We start from the raw sequence: 17769 nt of genomic DNA, 5'->3' as shown, positions 1-17769 counted from the left end.
TCCTTGGATTGGGCTTCTTTTGTTGTTCTATTTTTAGGAAAACCTGGTACTATTTATTAGTGGGTGTCACCGTAATATAATATGATAAGAGTAACAGATTTGGATTTGGGACAAGAAGTTGGATTTGTGTGCTGTACTTGTACAATGAATAAGGGGATGTGCGAATGTTTTCGACAGCTATTGGTTGGTTTCGATTTATTACAATAATTGAGGGAATCTCATATGTTTTATTGCTTGCCATTGGTATGCCCATTAAGTACATATTGGATATTGGGGAAGCAACACTCATTTTAGGCAGCATCCATGGTTTCTTATTTGTCGTATTTGGGCTTTTATTACTTTATGTGAGCATCATATCAAAATGGTCCTTTTTAAAAATGGCGATGATTTTCATCGTTTCATTCATTCCATTCGGTAATTTTGTAATCGATCGCAGGCTATTGAAGCAAAGTTAAATACTTTTACTTTAAAAATATCCATAAAAAACGTCTTCCTATTTAAATGGCAGGCGTTTTTTTTATGGATTTAAGCTTGCTGTAAGGTTGGCACAAACATGCTGTAAGAATGGGCATGTAAAGTATAAGTATCAACAATACTGAAGAGGTGAAACAAATGGAACCATTATTAAAAGTGGAAAATATAAAAAAAACTTATGGTAAATCAAGCGCTGCCTACACAGCGTTAGAAAATATATCTTTTGACATTCATGAAGGGGAGTTTGTAGGGATCATGGGACCTTCTGGAGCAGGGAAATCGACGTTGCTCAATTTGTTGGCAACCATTGATTCGCCGACTGAAGGGGAAATTTTCATGAACGATACGAGCATTCACGAAATGAAAGGGGCTGACTTAACGGACTTCAGACGTGATAATCTTGGTTTCATCTTCCAGGATTATAATTTGCTAGACTCACTGACTGTGAAGGAAAATATATTATTACCACTGGCGATTGCAAAAGTTCCAGCGAAAGAAATTACTGCCTTGGTGAATCGTATTGCTAAAGTATTTGGGATTGAAGGTTTATTAGCTAAATATCCATACCAGATCTCCGGTGGGCAAAAGCAAAGAACAGCTGCAGCTAGAGCGCTTGTGACAGAGCCTGCATTGATCCTGGCTGATGAGCCAACAGGTGCACTTGATTCAAAATCAGCAACAGGCCTTCTGGAAAGCTTAAGTGAACTAAATGAAAATAATAATTCCACCATCATGCTGGTGACACATGATGCATATGCCGCAAGCTTCTGCCGACGGATCATTTTCATCAAGGATGGGACGCTTTCAACAGAAATTTATCGTCGTGGCCAAACACGTAAAGCTTTCTTCCAAGAAATTATGGATGTCCTTGCAACAATTGGAGGTGAGGTAGATGACGTTATTTAGTCTGGCGAGAAAGAATATTGGTCGAAACCTCTCCCAATATTTTTTATATATTGCATCCATGGTATTTAGCATTATCATCTATTTTACATTTGTAACGTTAAAATATAGCGACACAGTTGCAGAACAAACGGCTTCATCACAGAAACTGGATTCATTGATGAGTGGTGCCGCAGTTATCCTAATTTTTTTCGTTGCCATTTTTATTGCCTATTCCAATTCATTCTTTATGAAAAAGCGTAAAAAAGAAGTGGCATTATATGCATTGCTTGGCGTACGTAATCGTCAGATTGGTTTTATGCTCTTCTTTGAAAACCTATTGCTAGGTTTGGTTTCATTGGTTGTGGGAATTTTACTTGGATTTCTTTGTTCAAAAGGGTTCATGACGTTTTTGATCTATTTAATGGGCTATGATGTCATCGCACCATTTACATTTTCGGGATCTGCAGCTTTGAACACCTCTATCGTATTTCTGATTATTTTCTTGGTGACATCTTTCCAGGGCTATCGTTTAATTTATCAATTTAAACTAATCGATCTCTTCCATGCATCGAAAAAAGGAGAGGCAGCTCCGAAGCCATCGATGACTGTAGCTTTTCTGGGAGTTTCCCTGATTGTCATGGGTTATTGGTTGGCGATGCAAGATCTTTTTAGTTCTAAAGTGTGGGAAAAGGTCGGCTTTTTAATGACGGCACTCATCATTTTGACAACGGTTATTGTCGGTACGTTTTTGTTGTTTCATAGCGTGACAGGCTTTGTGTTGGCCGTGATTAAGAAAAATGAAAAATGGCTTTGGAAGGGCCTGCATCTGATGACGATCTCGCAACTGCTATATCGTATACGGGGTAATGCACGGACATTGACCGTAATTGCAGTGTTAAGTGCTACAACGGTAACGGCAGGCGGTGCGGTTTATGGCCTTTATTATAACGCGAATGACCAAGTTATGACCGTTGATCCGAACACCTTCATGTATCAGCAAACTGATGCAAAAAGCGATCAGCAAGTCAGCGCTGTATTGCCAGATACAAAGTATGATGAAAATGTCGAAGCACTATCAGTCACATTTAATACGAAAGAACTTAGCAGGGGATCAGCATTCGATAGCTCTGATAAAAGGATTTACACGATAATCGATGAAAGAACATATAACAAATTAGCTGAAGTACAAGGTAGGGAAGCGTTGCTTGTGAATAATGGCAAAGCAGTCATTTTGGATATTGGATTTGACAAAAGATTCTCACCTGAATACAAGGACAAGACGATCAGGACAGAAAACAACACAGCGATAACATTTCAAAGCTTTAAAACACAAACAGTTTTAAATGCCAAAACCGCAGGCATTGCAGTGGTCGTATCGAATGATCAATTTAAATCATTGCAAAAAGAAGGGGAAGCCCTAAACTATCGTGTTATCGGAGTTGATCAAGCTTCCACTGATTTATCGAGGGAAATTGCAGAACAATTGCCTGAAGAAGCGCTATTTTCCAGTGCCCCTCAAGATTTTCAAACAAGCATTGAAGGTGTAGGCTCCTTGCTCTTTATCGGAAGTTTTCTTGGTCTTGTTTTTTTAGCGGCAACAGGCAGTATCATTTACTTTAAAGTTTTAACGGAAGCTGAGGAAGATAAGTCACAATACAATATGCTTCATAAAATGGGCGTTAACGCAAAAGAAATGCGGAAATCCATTGCATCACAAGTGTTTGTAATCTTTTTCGTTCCACTGGCAGTGGGGTTATTACACAGTGCGGTCGCTTTAAAAGCCTTCTCCGGCTTATTGATGATGGACCTGGCAAAACCTGTGTTGATCTGGATGATCGCTTATACCGTTATTTACGGTCTGTATTATATCTTAACGGTAGCGTCCTATAATCGTATTATCACACAAAATAATGAAACAGAAGGATGATCGAGATGAAGAAATTTATTATGGTAGTTGGCATTTTGATTATACTGGGAGCGGCAGGGGTCTTCGCGCTTACTAAAATAGACTTTAACCGCATGAATGCCGCTAACTATTATTTGCAAATTACAGAGGATGGGGTACAACATGAAACCAAACTGGATGATGGTACAGTGATGACTTACTATTCTTATATGCTGGACGCCAAAAATGCAGCTGGTGAAACGATACCCCTTGAATTCACGGCACAAAAAAATCTTCGAAAAGACGCTTACTTGAGGATGTACGTGAAAAATGGTGATGAGGTTTCGTCATATGATGAAGTGAAATTTGAGGATATCCCAAAAAAGGCACGAACAAAATAAATGAAAGAAGGGCTGTCTGTAAATTATGGACAGCCCTTTGAATAATTATAAAAGTATCGTAATTGTGGTTCCCTTATTTTCAACGCTAGTCAAATCAAGTTTACCTTTATGAGCCAGAATAATGTCCCTTGCAATGGCCATTCCTAAACCGGTCCCATGTGTACTGGCAGTATTCGTACCACGATAGTAGCGTTCAAAAACCTGTTCCAAGTCTTTGTCGGGAATACCGCGGCCATTATCGGCAATGGTAATTTTGGTATGAAGTTCCGATTGTGGACCAATATCATCAATTTGTATCTTCACGACGACATTTTCATCATTGTGCACGAGCGCATTGTAGATAAAGTTAAAAATCGCCCGTTTCAGTAATTTTTTATCCACATTATGTGTTGCTTTATCCACATTTGCCTCAAATTCAACCTGTTTATCACCAAATTGTGAATCATTTAAAAGCTCGATCGTCATTTCTCTTATAAACCCAACGATATCAACCTCTTCAAAATGCAAAGGAAGTCGCTGGTTGCGCAAACGCATCGTTAAATTGAGATCATCCAACAAATCTTTTATATATACGGACTGTCTATTAATAATGGATGTAAACTCATGCAATTCCTGTGGTGTTAATTCAGTGGCATTATCCTTCATCCATTCTGTATACCCATGGATGGAGGCAAGTGGTGTCTTCATGTCATGAGAAACATTGCTAATCCATTCCTCACGCATTTGGTCGAGTTGATCACGTTCCTTTTCATACTGATCCAACTTTATAGATAGTTCATTCATATTGCGAAATACATCTTCATAAACGCCTTTTGGTATACTCATCTTTTTGAAACGTCTTTCGCGAAGCTGCTTTATTCCTTCTATTAAAGTATTAAGTGGTGTCGTTAATCTTTTACCAAATAATAGTCCAATGACTAGGGCGATAATAATATCCACGGTTAAAAACAGTAAAAGTATGATGTTGATGTACTTTAAAATGTTAACATAATTGTAGGACATTACATAACGGCCTATTCCTCGATCTTTAACCCCTACAAAATAGCTGAAATCATGAGCTTCGCCGACAAAAACAGTCGTCTCTGCATCCATTTCTTTATACTTATACATTTGGACGATTTCAACAGGAGAATATACGGTTTGCAATTTTTGAGGTGTGTAATAGGCAGCAACTTGTTCACCCTTATCATTCAAAAATTGTATCCAGGCGTTATTGTTCCGCAGTTTTTCCCGCCCTTCTTCATTTACCATCGGTTTGTCATCTATCAGTTCTACATATTGTGAAAAAGATCGGCTAAAGTTTTCCGCAGATTCCTCTTCCGTGTCAAAATGAACAAAGAGTAAGCATAAAAGTAAAATTGTATTTACGATCCCTACGATTACAACAATTGTCACAACGGATCCTAAAAAGCGCCGTGTCAATTTCCACTTCATCTTGTTTCACCCTTGGTTTGTAATTTATAACCAAGTCCTTTAACGGTTATTAAAAAAGAAGGATTTGAAGGATCTGCTTCGATTTTTTCGCGTAAACGGCGAATATGAACCATAACTGTATTATCAGAGCCAAAGAAATCATCGGCCCACACATGTTCAAATAAAGTTTCCTTGCTCAAAATCTGATTTGGGTGATGCATAAAACAGCTCATCAGTCCGATTTCTTTAGCTGTGAGCTCTAGCGCTTTGCCATCCTTTTTCACTTCATTTTCATTTGCACTAAGCTCAAAAGGACCAACTTGAAATTTTTTCGGAGCAGCTTTTTCCTCTGAAAAGCCCGCACGCCTCAGCTGCGCCTTTACCCGATATGCAACTTCCTTCGGACTGAATGGCTTGGTAATATAATCATCCCCGCCAATCGCCAACCCTAAAAGCTTATCAATTTCCTCATCCTTTGCCGACAAAAATAAAATGGGCACATTCGACACTTCACGAATTTGCTTGCATAAATCATAGCCCTCACCATCTGGCAGCATAATATCCAGCAAGACCAGTGATGGATCGAACTTCTGAAACTTTGCCCACCCTTCCGCAATCGTCCCCGCCGTAACAATATTCGCGATCCCTTCTTTATGTAAAACCGTCTCCATGAGACGTGCCAAATCCTCTTCATCGTCAATAATTAAAATCCACTGGTCATTAGACATTCTTTTACCTCCTAAACATCAATCATACCCTACAGTATAGAGTACCCCTTAACAAAAAATAAGGGGAGGGAAAGTTTTTTACGAACTCATCCATTATTTTCACGAAAGTTCCATTACATGAAAAATTAATGTTGAGATCAGGAAACCTGTTGTCTGTTCTGTATTTAGTTAAGGTGGTATGGATAAGAAGATTGTGCTTCATACTGATTTGGTAAAGGTTGTATGATAAACTGTTTAAAGTATTGTTAGGAAGATTATGCTAAGTAATATGATTCAGGAGTTCATTGCCGTATGCAGCGAATGTGGAAGAGTAAAAGGAGAAAAAAATAATGGAAACAAAAAAGGTGTTACCCGTTCTTTTTTTAGTGATGTTTTTAGTCATGGTCGGATTCGGGATCATCATTCCCGTCATTCCGTTTCTTGCAGAAAAGGTTGGTGGCAGTCCTACTGAGCTTGGACTTTTAATGGCTGTTTATTCATTAATGCAATTGTTTTTTGCCCCGGTGTGGGGGCGTATATCTGACCGGATAGGACGTAAGCCTGTCATGATAATCGGAATTGCTGGCTTGGCTCTTTCGTTTTTTATCACGGCTTCGGCAGATTCCTTATGGGTATTATTTGTAGCAAGGATCATTGGCGGGATTTTGTCATCGGCAAACATGCCGACCGCAATGGCGTATGTGGCTGATATCACGACGCCGGAAGATCGAGGAAAAGGGATGGGAATCATCGGTGCCGCTACAGGGCTTGGATTCATCTTTGGACCGGCGATTGGCGGGGTATTCTCCAAATCAAGTTTGAATTTACCGTTTTACATTGCTGGAATATCCTCCTTGATTACTTTATTCTTAGTGATTGCGTTACTGAAGGAATCACATACCGTTGAAAAGAGGGCCCAACAGTCAAAAAATAAAGAGTCCATGTGGAAAGCCTTTAAAGGGCCTCTTAAAACCATGTTCTTTCTGCAATTGATCGTCACCCTTTCAATGGCAGGACTCGAAACGACTTTTGCCTATTTTGCAGCCAAAAAGGCTGATATAAGCCTTGTCCAATTAGGCTATATCTTTATGATCATGGGGTTTGGCAGTGCGATCGTTCAAGGTGGATTAGTAGGTAGGATGACAAAGAAATATGGGGAGGGCGCGGTCATCCGAATGGGAATCATCGTATCGGCAGTTGGTTTCATCCTCATCTTGTTTTCTTCCGGTTTTTGGACATCGGCGGTCTTCCTGACGATTTTCGGAGTGGGTAATGGGTTCATCCGGCCGGCAATTTCGGCACTGCTGACCAAAAGTTCCATGACGGGCCATGGCAGTGTCACTGGACTTCTATCTTCCTTCGACTCGTTCGGCAGGATTGCAGGTCCTCCGATAGGCGGTTGGTTATTTTCCATTTCGATTGATTTGCCATTTATATCAGGAGCAATCCTTTCCGTTTTTGCTTTGCTTCTCTTTCAGTTATATCATGCACGGACACAGACTAAACAGGTCCAAGCATCTCATTAATTTTATGGTGGTCAAAAAACCCCCCATTTCTAAAAATGGGGGGCTGCAAGCGGTGCTATTCAAGCACCGTTTTTTATTGAATCATATTGAGGAATTTACGTGTGCGCGCTTCTTTAGGGTTTGTGAAAATCTGCTCGGGTGTTCCCCGCTCCATTATTTTTCCTTCATCCATGAAAATGACTTCGTCGGCGACTTCACGGGCGAAACGCATTTCATGGGTTACCACGATCATGGTCATGCCTTCTTCTTTCGCAAGGTCTTTCATGACCTGTAACACGTCTCCAACTAGTTCGGGATCTAAAGCTGAAGTGGGTTCATCGAATAGCATGACCTTTGGCTCCATGGCCAGGGCCCTTGCAATTCCGACTCGTTGCTGCTGTCCGCCGGACAATTGAAAGGGATAAAAATCGATTTTTTCACCTAAGCCGACTTTTGTAAGCAGGGCAGCAGCCGTTTCCTTCGCTTGCTGTTTGGCTATGTTTTTTACAATGATGGGGCCTTCCATTACATTTTCCAATGCTGTTTTGTGGGGGAAAAGGTTATAGCTTTGGAAAACCATCCCTGTCAAACTGCGAAAAGAAGTAATCGAATTCTTTCTAACGGTTTTTTTGAAGTCCATTACCGTTTCATCGATTTCAATCGTCCCGTCCGTTGGTACCTCAAGGAGATTCAAACACCGAAGAAAGGTTGTTTTACCTGAACCCGAAGGACCGATCAATACAATGACTTTACCTTGCTCCACTTCCAAATCGATGCCCTTTAATACTTCAAGGTCACCAAACGATTTATGAAGATTCTTAATGTTGATCATTTTAAAATCTCCTTTAACTACTGCGGTTCTTATTTTGCTACATAACGATTAAGTCTGTCCTCTAAGCTTCCTTGAATGAAAGATAGAATAGTGCACAAAATCCAATATAAAGCAGCTGCTTCTATGTAAAGTAGTAGAAATTCATAGTTTTTTGCAGCGATTTCTTGAGCTTTACGGAATAATTCCGTTACAAGAATGAGTGAGGCAAGCGATGTATCTTTTAAAAGGCTAATGAACGTATTGGATAATGGGGGAATGGATACCCGCGCAGCTTGAGGCAAAATGATGCGCTTTAAAGCCTGGGTATATGTCATCCCGATCGAATAGCCTGCTTCCCATTGCCCTTTTGGTATGGATAAAATGGCTGCTCGGATAATTTCCGAAGCATATGCTCCTACATTTAAAGAGAATCCTATAATAGCCGATATGAAAGGATTGATCGTTACACCTAAATTTGGAAGTCCATAGAAAATGATAAATAATTGCACAAGTAAAGGTGTCCCGCGGATGATTGACACATATACACGCGCAATTATTTGAAGAATCCTTATGGAAGATAATCTAGCCAATGCTGTGAGTACAGCAAGAATAAGGCCGAGAACGAATGTGATCAATGTTAGTGGAATCGTATATTGAATAGCTCCCTCTATCATAGGATAGAGGGAGGTTTGAGCGATTGAAACAAGCTGGTTCATACGCTCGGGGTCAGCGAAAATATTACTTAGGAGAAACATCTTCACCAAACCATTTATCCGAGATCTTCGCGTACGTGCCGTCGTCTTTCATTGCCTTAAGTGCTTTGTTTACTTCTTCCACTAATTTGCCGCTGTCTTTTCTGAACATTAAACCACTTGCGGCTCCGCTTTCTTCCTCATCAGCCACTTTGATAGGTGCATCCGGGTGTTGCTTTTTATAATCAAGATACGATAATTTGTCATTGATCGTGGCATCTACACGTTTAGAGACAATAAGCTGTACGGATTGAGAAAATCCTTCAACGCCTGTAACTTCAGCACCATGTGATTTGGCTAGATCATTGTAATTACTCGTTAAAGATTGTGCAGAGGTCTTGCCTTTCAAGTCATCGAAGGATTTAATATCCTTATTATCCTTGTGTACCAGTAATACCGCTCCTGATTGAATATAGGGGTCAGAGAAATCATATTTTTTTTGACGGTCTTCATCGATGCCCACTTGGTTTGCGATCATATCAAAACGTTTTGCATCCAAGCCTGCAAACATGCCGTCCCATTGTGTTTCCTTGAATTCAGCTTTCACTCCAAGGCGTTTTGCCACTTCTTTGGCAATTTCAACATCAAACCCCGTTAGTTTATCTGAATCATCGTGGAATGTGAAAGGAGGATATGTTCCCTCTGTTCCAACAGTTAATACGCCATCTTTTTTGACTTTATCATATAGACTTTCTTGAGATGAAGATTTATTGTCGGTATCGTTTGCCTCATTTTTGGTATTGGTACCACAAGCAGTAAGTACGACCGTGAAAGCTAACAATAGCGATAAAAGTGTAACCATTTTTTTCATTTTGGTAAACCTCCTAGTAATCTGATAGGGATTGATACTCTGTGATACTATACAAGAAAAGGAAAAAAGTCAATGAAAATAACTTATATCATTAGTGTTAATGAATCTTGGTGAATTATACGGTTTTTCTCGCATTGAAGTGAAAATAAAACTAAAAGAAAGATGTATCGTTATCTAGGGAATGAGCTGAACCTATATCCATTCTAAGGAGACAAAAAGCCCCTTATCCACGTCATCTATTAGCTAAGTGGAAGAGGGGCTTTTTGGACTGTCCAGAACTTTAACTTAACGTTTTTTATCCTCTACACTGACGAAGATAGGGTTCGAATAGAACCAAAGGTCTTTATAGTTACGTTTGTTTATTTCCAAAAAGCGTGTTTCGTTATCCTCGATTTCAGTACTTGCATCGATCAGCGGTTCACCGTCCATCGTTTCTCCAGGGACATTTTCCCTTAGATTCGTGCCACGCAAACGGAAATATTGATCCTTATTTGCTTTGACTTTGTAAGTGATGGTAGGAAAACCATCGCGATCGGTTTTCCAGTCTTTACTTGTAAAGCGTTTAACCACTTTTGTCGTATCATTGGTGGCTTTATTATAAGCAGGTGTTCCAGGTTCTGCTTTCCCGGTTACTTCCCCGGAAATTAAATCCACGTGATCCACCTTGACCGGGTCCCCATTATTGTTCTTTTGGGGGCTCTTAAATCGGATGGTGATCTTGACCATCTGTCCTTCCTTCACTTTAAGATCCCCGCCCATACCTGCCTTGTTGTTTCCTTTTTTAGCATGGAAATCAAGGGCGTCGATCAAGTCACCAAAAACGGAAAAGGATTTCCCTGATCGCATGCCATCAAGGACGGATTGCATCGATGAACCATTTACCCATGTATAATTCTTGGAATATTCACCTGGCCAGTAGCCGCTAGAGTATAGGCGGTTTTCACTGATTTCAAAATGGGAGTCCGAATTGGAAAAGTTCCAGAACTTACGACCTTCCCCAAGAAGCGCATCCCATGCACCTCCTACCTTAGCGAGCATGTAATCGGAACCGCCATAGGTCCGGTTTTCCGGTGTTATCAGATTTAAACCGCCTCTATCCGGCTCCATCTGGTTACCAGGCATACCTTCAAATCCGAACATGACATCCGGGGCTATATTGTTGAAGTCGCGAAAATCAGATATGTTGTACACCCTTTTTCTTGACGGGTGGTTCAATATGGCATAACTTGTATTCTTATAATTTTTCTCGAGCCATGCCAATGCTGTTCGAGCATCCTCGGATGTCTTATTGGCTCTTCGATCCTGTGCTTTCCAGACGGCTACATCATCAGGATCAAACATCTTTTCATCCTGGTTGGTGAACAGATATTCGAACTGATTGCCAGCATTCAGACTTTTCGGAGATCCCGGCTGGTCTCCCAGAATGCCTATGCCGACATGCTCGTATGTGGGCATATCCCATTCGAAGCCTGAAAAGATGACTTTATTTTTAAATTTGCCCTCTTTTTGCAGTTGCTGCATTTTCGGGGCTTGATATTGTATGATTCCCTGAGATAGCGGTATCGGCCCGCCTGGAATCAAATTTCCCTCAGCATCCCTTGAAGACATCCTCAGGTGGTCGGAAATTCCCATCCAATCCATACCATACTTATCAAATGCTTTATTTAGCAAGCTCTCAAGGCTCTGTGATCCCTCGGCGTCATCGGACTGAGTGGTATGGGCATGATATTCCCCCTTCATCCATCTGCCTCCCGGATTTGTCTGATTGTCTGCTGCATCTTTTGCAGCAACCGCGGCTGGAAGGCCTTGAAAGAGGATGGCTATGCTTAGAACCGATACTGTGAAAGCCCTGAATTTGTTAATCATTTTACCGACACCCTCCATATATTGAAATAATGTTGAACATGTTCATTTTATTGTGAAAATATGAAGAGCCCGTTTGGGGGGAGTGTGGATTTTGTAAATTAAATGACCGGTTTGCTTCCATAATATGTTACAGGGAGGTGAAGCCGTTTGGAAGTTGGAGGGGAAAGGAGGGGAGGGGCATGAAACAAAAAAGGCTGTAGAGAAAGTTTTCTTTCTCTACAGCCTGCGACAACTATATTATTTAGCTTCGAGTAGATTGATATGATTTACAGTTTGATCTTCACCGACAATGAATTGCAGTTCATAATTCCCTGTCTTGTAAATGTAGTTGATTTCATTCGTACTGGAAATATGGCGTATTTCGTCAGCACTGCCGAGTTGTTTTCCTAAAACTTTAGGAGTGATGCTTCCTAGGTTATGGTCACGTTCTACATTTGTCCCAAAATATCGGATTTGTGAGATGGTTTTGTCATCGTTATAGGTAAATGCAAATCCTGGATGCCCCATTTCTGCGTGGTAATAGTCAAAACTCTCATCTGTGTTACCTGGCTCAGGGGGAGGACCAAATGCCTCATATACTTCATTTTTTGTGTTTTCATTAATTTTCAAACCCACGGCAGTATAAGGCATTTCCCCTGAAAAAGCTTTGTTGTAGATTTCATGTAAGGTGGTAAGAGCGTGTTCCTCAGCTATGCCAGAAGCGGAATCCATTGTGGGTGCAGCCCCAACCGGTTCTGTTGGAAACGATGCACCTGCCCCTAAAAGAGAGCCTGTTAGAATAACGGCGCTAACCATTCTGGCCGCTGGTTTTTTAGATAACATTTCTTATCCCTCCTATATCATTACTTTTCCACAATTTTCTTACATGAAACATTTACTTGGTGATTGATTGGAATGTTTGGTTATGGTGGAGCATCAAGAACATTTCATAGTCTTTCATTTTGTGACCGCTTTACTTACATTTTTAAGAATATATAACAAAGATGATAGATTTGATTATGGTTGAGCTGTCTTTGAACTCAGGTTATAGGTCAATAAGGGATGTTTCATGCCTCCGAAAAAATAAAAAAGGTGCTTCACCGTGATGAAACACCTTTTGAAAATGATGCAGTTAATCCCAAATGCTAATTCTAAGAGCTCCAGCAGTTCTTAAGTAGTCCAATAATTGACCAGTATGTACAGTCTCATGATAAGCGATCCTTAGCAACATATCTCCTAAATCCCTGATATACCCAATATCGGAGCGATCAATTTTAATAGTGGATAAGTCGTCCTCACTGAAGGACATGATTGTTTCCAAAAACTCACGCCTGTAAGGTTCCGCAAACTTTAATTCGGCTTCGACAGAGATAAGCGGCTGTTTTTCAAAGGGTGATTCATAAACGGATAAGCTGCCTTGATTTTTAATGGATAAATGATAGTAATGCTCACTATCAAGGACATGTCTAACCATTTCTAAACAGCTCATTGCCTTGTCGTCTGGCTTCCAATGCAGTGTGCTTTTAGGTATTGAAGTCCATAGTTTAATGTTTCTTCTTCTAACCTCTTCCAGATTCAAGATAATAAGTTCTATCGATTTCATAAAGATCCCCCTTTTAGCAGGTATACATTTACTATACAAGAATGAAAGGTGGAAATTATGGGATTTATTTGAAAGAATAGAAAATTAAATGAATGATTAGAGGTAGTGAATTTATTGCTTATTCTTACTATTATTTATAAGAGTACAAGGAAAATGCCTATGAACCCATGCAGAATTTACAGGCGGTTTCATACCCTGGTTTTGTATGGAGGAACTTTTTAATTACGCAAAGAGGGGAAAGGTGGCACTTGTTATGTTTATATAAAGGATTGAATTAGAATGTCATCTTGATAAGTTAAAATTGGTTTAAAGCCAAGGTCTTTAAATTTTTGCAATGCATCAGGGTTATTTTTGTTTACCAAACCGGACACTGCAAGGAACCCTTTTTCTCTCGCATGAGCTACTAATTTCGGTAAAAGGGATTGCAGAATTCCCTTTCCTCTATATTTCTTGTCAAGGACAACATAATTAACATGAGCGACTTTATATAAATAAAGATTATAACAAAGAAATCCCATTACTTTACCTTTATCATTACAAATCACAAGTACCTTATGTGACCTTTGCAAAATTTCATGTACTGTATCAGACGAAACCCGAAAATTACTTACCGTAATATCCGTTAAAGTCTTGATATCTTTTTTAGGTTTCCAGTCTCGAAAATACATCATAACTTCTCCTTTTTCTCTATTAAACCAAACTGCGGAAATCATATTATTGTTTATTAACATGGAAACCCTTTAGAATATTCCAAAGGGTTTCCATGTTAATCTCAAAAAAGAAATCTCTTAATTCTTTTTGATTTTCCTGATTGAAATAGGTTCCTTGATTGAAGTACCTCTATTATTGTTTAATAAATCTTTTAAGATTTGTCTCAAAGCAGACCTAACACTGCTATTTCCATTTTCGGAATTGCCATTACCTGAACCGCCATTATTGGATTCACCAGTTCTTCTTAGTTTTTTGTTTGACACTGCAGTCATCCCTTTGCTTTATAAATTTTCACATTACTAATTTATGTGTCATATTCCTTTTTGATTGGACAGGTTTACCATTTTGCATTGTTATGTATTCATGATACCTATTAATGTAATAAGATGGTATAATTGTGAAATAATTCACAAAAAAAGGCCAAACTGGTTATGATTGACCTATTCACTTATATAAGAAAGCGGGTTGGATATATGCTGAAGAAAGTGGTTTTAGCTGGCGGGACTGGTTTTGTCGGTCAATACTTTGAAAAGCATTTCAGGAATTTGGGATATGAGGTAAGGATCATCTCCAGAAAAACTCCGCATATTGGCTGGGGAGATATAGAAGGAATAAGGGAAACGATCGATCATTCGGATATGTTAATCAACCTAGCAGGAAAAACGGTCAATTGCCGCTACAATGCCAAGAATAAGAAAGAAATATTGGATTCACGAACCGATACGACGGAAGTGCTAGGTAAGGCGATGGAGCAATGTGAAAATCCTCCTTCATTATGGATAAACTCAAGTACTGCAACGATATACAGGCATGCTGAGGATAAACCAATGACAGAGGGGGATGGTGTAATCGGTTCAGGCTTTTCCGTAGATGTGGCGAAAGCGTGGGAGAGCTCATTTTTCGATTTCCGGTTACCAAAGACGAGACAAATTGCTTTACGGATCGCCATTGTATTGGGAGATGGGGGAGTGATGACCCCATATAGGAACTTGGTTAAATTCGGACTGGGAGGTCATCAAGGATCAGGAAATCAGAAGTTCAGTTGGATACATATAGAGGATTTATTTAACATTGTCCTTTTTCTAAGAAAGAATCAGGATTTGAGCGGGGCATTCAATTGTTCATCGCCGCATCCAGTTACAAATCGTGAATTGATGGCTCATTTGAGAAAGCTCATGAATATTAGGATAGGACTGCCCTGTCCAACACCCATGCTTGAAATGGGGGCTTTCTTTATGGGTACCGAAACGGAGTTGATATTAAAAAGCCGGTGGGTCATACCTGAGAGATTGGAAAAGGCGGGGTATGCATTTAAATTCCCTCATCTTGATGACGCTCTGGAACAGATACTGATGAATTCTTAAAATACTCGAGATGGACTGCTATAATGATAGATAGAAATCATTAATGGAGGGGAATTGTAGAATGAATATGACTCCATCTGAAAAAGTCGGAAGATTCACAACAGGGATATTTTCAGAGTTGGCGACACGCAAGCAGGATGCAATGAAACGTGGGCTGGATGTTATCGACTTGAGTGTAGGAAGTCCAGATTTACCACCGCCTGATTTCGTAGTGGATACGCTTGTGAAGTATGCGCAGGATCCCGGTTCCTATGGGTATACGTTAAAAGGCACACCTGAATTCCATGAGGCAGTCCGTTATTTTTATCGGAAGCGTTATGGAGTGGAGCTGGATGCAGAAAGGGAAGTCCTCCAACTGATGGGATCGCAGGATGGCCTTGCACACTTGGCAACGGCGATGATAAACCCTGGAGATTATGTGCTGGTGCCAGATCCGGGATATCCTATTTACGAAGCGAGTGTAGAGCTTGCTGGCGGAATCATTTATCCGATGCCGCTTACTGCTGAAAATGGATTCCTGCCGCAGCTCGAAGGAATTCCGGATGAAATAGTGAAAAAGGCCAAAATGATGATCATCAGTTATCCAGGAAATCCTGTCACCGCCCTTGCTGATGAAGCTTTCTTTTCAGAAGTCATATCGTTTGCGAAAAAGAATGAGATCATGGTGGTTCACGATTTTGCTTATTCCGAATTGATTTTTGATGATCATCCGCAAATTAGTTTTATGTCCATTCCTGGTGCCAAGGAAGTGGGGATTGAGTTTAACTCACTTTCCAAAACTTTTAACATGGCCGGCTGCCGCATTGGGTATGCGGTGGGCAATCGAGAGGCGCTGAATATCCTGGGAACGTTGAAATCACACATCGATTATGGGGTTTTTTATCCTATCCAAAAGGCTGCCGAGATGGCGCTAACTTCCAATCTTTCGCTGCTGTCAGAACAGGTAAAGGAATACGAGTCCCGACGTGATGCATTAATATCAGGTCTTGCTGAAGCGGGCTGGCATGTTCCGAAAACCTCAGCTACCATGTTTATTTGGGCCAGAATTCCTGCTGGCTGGAAATCGCGTGATTTTTCCTATGCATTGATTGAAAAAGCAGGGGTCACGGTCGTTCCAGGCGATGCTTTTGGAAAGCAGGGTGAAGGGTATGTTCGGATGGCCTTGGTCCAGCCGGCCGAAAGATTGACAGAAGCTGCTGAGAGGATCAGATTGTTTTTGGAGGGGAAAATTGGAGTGTGAGATTGAGAGAAATGGGTTACGGCCGGTGATTTCCGATTTACTTATGGATGCAGAAGCTTGTTTTCTAAAGGAAGGTGATCAACTGCTTGCTGAGGATTATATAGAGCTTAGGGTAGTTGTTGCTTACTTGTTAAAGTAAGGCACTCTATCGTTTTTTCAAAACTACTTTGAAGTTTAAGAGAAGGTCCATCCTCGGATGGGCTTTTTTATGTTTATGGGAAACTAGAACGATAGATTATTTATGGAATGTCCGAACGTAAAAAGGACAAGCCGCATAATATATAGCAAGTCTGCAACTTTTTTCGGACTTAATATGATAGAGAGGGGGAAAAGCAATGATCAACTGGAAAGTGCGTCTTAAGAATCCGACGTTTATATTCACGGTACTCCTTCCTGGGCTTTTATTATTGGCGCAGATGGTTGCCGCGTTCATAAACAATTTCATTACCCCTATAGGCTTTACCATCACTGATGATGCATTGAACGGGGCTTTAGGCATCATTAACTTCATTGCGCTTACATTCTTTGGGGTCGGCGGTGTGGTCGATCATACTACTAAAGGTCTAAGCGATAGTGAGAATGCACGACAATACGATGAGCCTAAGTAATGGGCGCGCTATTCTTTCATCCATTGAAGAGTAGAATATACCAGATAACACCGTAACTTGCTACAAAACGGCGTTATCTGGTTATTTGTATTTTTGCAGAAATGATCATGCACCAATTAAAAATTGATTTTGGTCTGAAAACCGAAATGCGGCATACATTTAAAATTGTGGTTCATTTTCAATTTGGGGAGGAAAAAGGATGAGTTATAGTTTACCAGTTTCAAAATGGCTTGCAGCCATAGTTTTGATCGGGGCATTATTGATGGCATTCATATTCAGTCCGGCTAATGCTTCAGCCTCTATCAATTATGGTGATGAAGTTGCCGCTTTGGCAAAAAAGCAGGTGGGAAGCAAATATAAATATGGGGGGACGACACCAAAAGGATTTGATGCTAGCGGTCTAACCCAATATGTATATAAAAATGCCGCGACAGAAATGAAGATTCCAAGAACGAGCGCGGAACAATATAAAACCGGAAAGGCCGTTAAGCAAAAAGATTTAAAGGCGGGAGATTTGGTCTTCTATGCGACAGGTAAGAAAGGGCAGGTCTCTTTTGTAGGAATCTATTATGGAAATGGTACATTTATCGGGACCACGAGCAAAGGAGTCAAGGTCGTCAAAATGAGTGATACGTATTGGAAAGAAAAATATATAGGGGCAAAACGAGTCATTAAGTAACATCTGATGTTCATATGAAAAAATTCCAGCAATAAAAAGAGCATCGAAAAACCGATGCTCTTTTTGCTAGTCATT

Annotated in this window: 20 protein-coding genes; 10 read left to right on the top strand and 10 right to left on the bottom strand. The window is 40.3% G+C overall.

The genetic code is table 11. From position 1 onward, the window contains the following. The first annotated feature begins 164 nt into the window (after positions 1–164). The 4 genes from ACFVS1_RS23830 to ACFVS1_RS23815 all read left to right on the top strand — a co-directional run bounded on the left by ACFVS1_RS23830 (position 165) and on the right by ACFVS1_RS23815 (position 3645). Complete coding sequence (locus ACFVS1_RS23830; protein ID WP_034305497.1) at positions 165–455, top strand: DUF3817 domain-containing protein; 291 nt, start codon at positions 165–167, stop codon at positions 453–455. A 157-nt stretch (positions 456–612) separates the two neighbouring features. Further along, entirely contained in the window at positions 613–1380 is a 768-nt protein-coding gene (locus ACFVS1_RS23825; RefSeq protein WP_352926161.1) for an ABC transporter ATP-binding protein, read from the top strand. Then, on the top strand, positions 1367–3286 hold the full coding sequence (locus tag ACFVS1_RS23820) for an ABC transporter permease (protein ID WP_387551256.1): 1920 nt from the start codon (positions 1367–1369) through the stop codon (positions 3284–3286). The genes ACFVS1_RS23825 and ACFVS1_RS23820 overlap by 14 nt, the downstream gene beginning before the upstream one ends. A gap of 5 nt (positions 3287–3291) precedes the next feature. Next, positions 3292–3645: a YxeA family protein gene (locus ACFVS1_RS23815; protein ID WP_387551253.1), complete on the top strand. Its 354-nt coding sequence runs from the start codon at positions 3292–3294 to the stop codon at positions 3643–3645. A gap of 45 nt (positions 3646–3690) precedes the next feature. Here ACFVS1_RS23815 and ACFVS1_RS23810 read toward each other — a convergent pair whose 3' ends face one another. Together ACFVS1_RS23810 and ACFVS1_RS23805 are read right to left on the bottom strand one after the other, a co-directional pair. Continuing rightward, positions 3691–5079, bottom strand: a complete 1389-nt coding sequence (locus ACFVS1_RS23810; RefSeq protein WP_387551250.1) for a sensor histidine kinase — start codon at positions 5077–5079, stop codon at positions 3691–3693. After that, a complete protein-coding gene (locus tag ACFVS1_RS23805; RefSeq protein ID WP_387551247.1) occupies positions 5076–5786 on the bottom strand; it encodes a response regulator transcription factor in 711 nt (236 codons plus the stop codon). The genes ACFVS1_RS23810 and ACFVS1_RS23805 overlap by 4 nt, the downstream gene beginning before the upstream one ends. Before the next feature lie 329 nt (positions 5787–6115). On the opposite strand from ACFVS1_RS23805, the gene ACFVS1_RS23800 reads away from it, so the two are divergent. Next, positions 6116–7291, top strand: a complete 1176-nt coding sequence (locus ACFVS1_RS23800) for an MFS transporter (RefSeq protein ID WP_387551244.1) — start codon at positions 6116–6118, stop codon at positions 7289–7291. A 73-nt stretch (positions 7292–7364) separates the two neighbouring features. Here the strand turns inward: ACFVS1_RS23800 and ACFVS1_RS23795 are convergent, their stop codons facing one another. From ACFVS1_RS23795 to ACFVS1_RS23760, 8 genes are all read right to left on the bottom strand, one after another. Further along, positions 7365–8102 (bottom strand): amino acid ABC transporter ATP-binding protein, encoded by a 738-nt coding sequence (locus ACFVS1_RS23795; RefSeq protein ID WP_352926172.1) that lies wholly within the window; start codon positions 8100–8102, stop codon positions 7365–7367. Positions 8103–8131: 29 nt separating this feature from the next. Then, positions 8132–8836, bottom strand: a complete 705-nt coding sequence (locus tag ACFVS1_RS23790) for an amino acid ABC transporter permease (protein ID WP_387551429.1) — start codon at positions 8834–8836, stop codon at positions 8132–8134. Then, positions 8820–9644 carry an amino acid ABC transporter substrate-binding protein gene (locus tag ACFVS1_RS23785; RefSeq protein WP_387551240.1) on the bottom strand — a complete coding sequence of 275 codons (825 nt, stop codon included), beginning with the start codon at positions 9642–9644 and terminating at the stop codon, positions 8820–8822. The genes ACFVS1_RS23790 and ACFVS1_RS23785 overlap by 17 nt, the downstream gene beginning before the upstream one ends. A gap of 285 nt (positions 9645–9929) precedes the next feature. After that, complete coding sequence (locus ACFVS1_RS23780) at positions 9930–11510, bottom strand: S-layer protein (protein WP_387551237.1); 1581 nt, start codon at positions 11508–11510, stop codon at positions 9930–9932. Positions 11511–11747: 237 nt separating this feature from the next. Continuing rightward, positions 11748–12332: a YjgB family protein gene (locus ACFVS1_RS23775; protein WP_387551234.1), complete on the bottom strand. Its 585-nt coding sequence runs from the start codon at positions 12330–12332 to the stop codon at positions 11748–11750. Between the two features lie 289 nt (positions 12333–12621). Next, positions 12622–13092, bottom strand: coding sequence for a DinB family protein (locus tag ACFVS1_RS23770; protein ID WP_387551231.1), 471 nt, complete (start codon positions 13090–13092; stop codon positions 12622–12624). Positions 13093–13349: 257 nt separating this feature from the next. Further along, the gene (locus ACFVS1_RS23765) at positions 13350–13823 is read right to left on the bottom strand and encodes a GNAT family N-acetyltransferase (RefSeq protein WP_387551228.1); all 474 of its coding nucleotides are present in this window, start codon (positions 13821–13823) and stop codon (positions 13350–13352) included. A 57-nt stretch (positions 13824–13880) separates the two neighbouring features. Beyond that, a complete protein-coding gene (locus ACFVS1_RS23760) occupies positions 13881–14066 on the bottom strand; it encodes a hypothetical protein (protein WP_387551225.1) in 186 nt (61 codons plus the stop codon). 210 nt (positions 14067–14276) lie between these two features. On the opposite strand from ACFVS1_RS23760, the gene ACFVS1_RS23755 reads away from it, so the two are divergent. From ACFVS1_RS23755 to ACFVS1_RS23735, 5 genes are all read left to right on the top strand, one after another. Then, a complete protein-coding gene (locus tag ACFVS1_RS23755; RefSeq protein ID WP_387551222.1) occupies positions 14277–15167 on the top strand; it encodes a TIGR01777 family oxidoreductase in 891 nt (296 codons plus the stop codon). A gap of 61 nt (positions 15168–15228) precedes the next feature. Further along, the gene (locus ACFVS1_RS23750; protein ID WP_387551220.1) at positions 15229–16407 is read left to right on the top strand and encodes an LL-diaminopimelate aminotransferase; all 1179 of its coding nucleotides are present in this window, start codon (positions 15229–15231) and stop codon (positions 16405–16407) included. Further along, a complete protein-coding gene (locus ACFVS1_RS23745; RefSeq protein ID WP_387551217.1) occupies positions 16397–16546 on the top strand; it encodes a hypothetical protein in 150 nt (49 codons plus the stop codon). The genes ACFVS1_RS23750 and ACFVS1_RS23745 overlap by 11 nt, the downstream gene beginning before the upstream one ends. A gap of 196 nt (positions 16547–16742) precedes the next feature. Continuing rightward, positions 16743–17015, top strand: a complete 273-nt coding sequence (locus ACFVS1_RS23740) for a phage holin (RefSeq protein ID WP_137019549.1) — start codon at positions 16743–16745, stop codon at positions 17013–17015. 199 nt (positions 17016–17214) lie between these two features. Continuing rightward, positions 17215–17694: a C40 family peptidase gene (locus tag ACFVS1_RS23735; protein ID WP_387551214.1), complete on the top strand. Its 480-nt coding sequence runs from the start codon at positions 17215–17217 to the stop codon at positions 17692–17694. Positions 17695–17769 lie beyond the last annotated feature (75 nt).

The organism is Peribacillus sp. NPDC058075, assembly GCF_042885195.1.
Classification (GTDB): Bacteria; Bacillota; Bacilli; order Bacillales; family DSM-1321; genus Peribacillus.
Note: the sequence above shows the minus strand (reverse complement) of the source record. Positions and strands in the feature narration are given on the sequence as shown.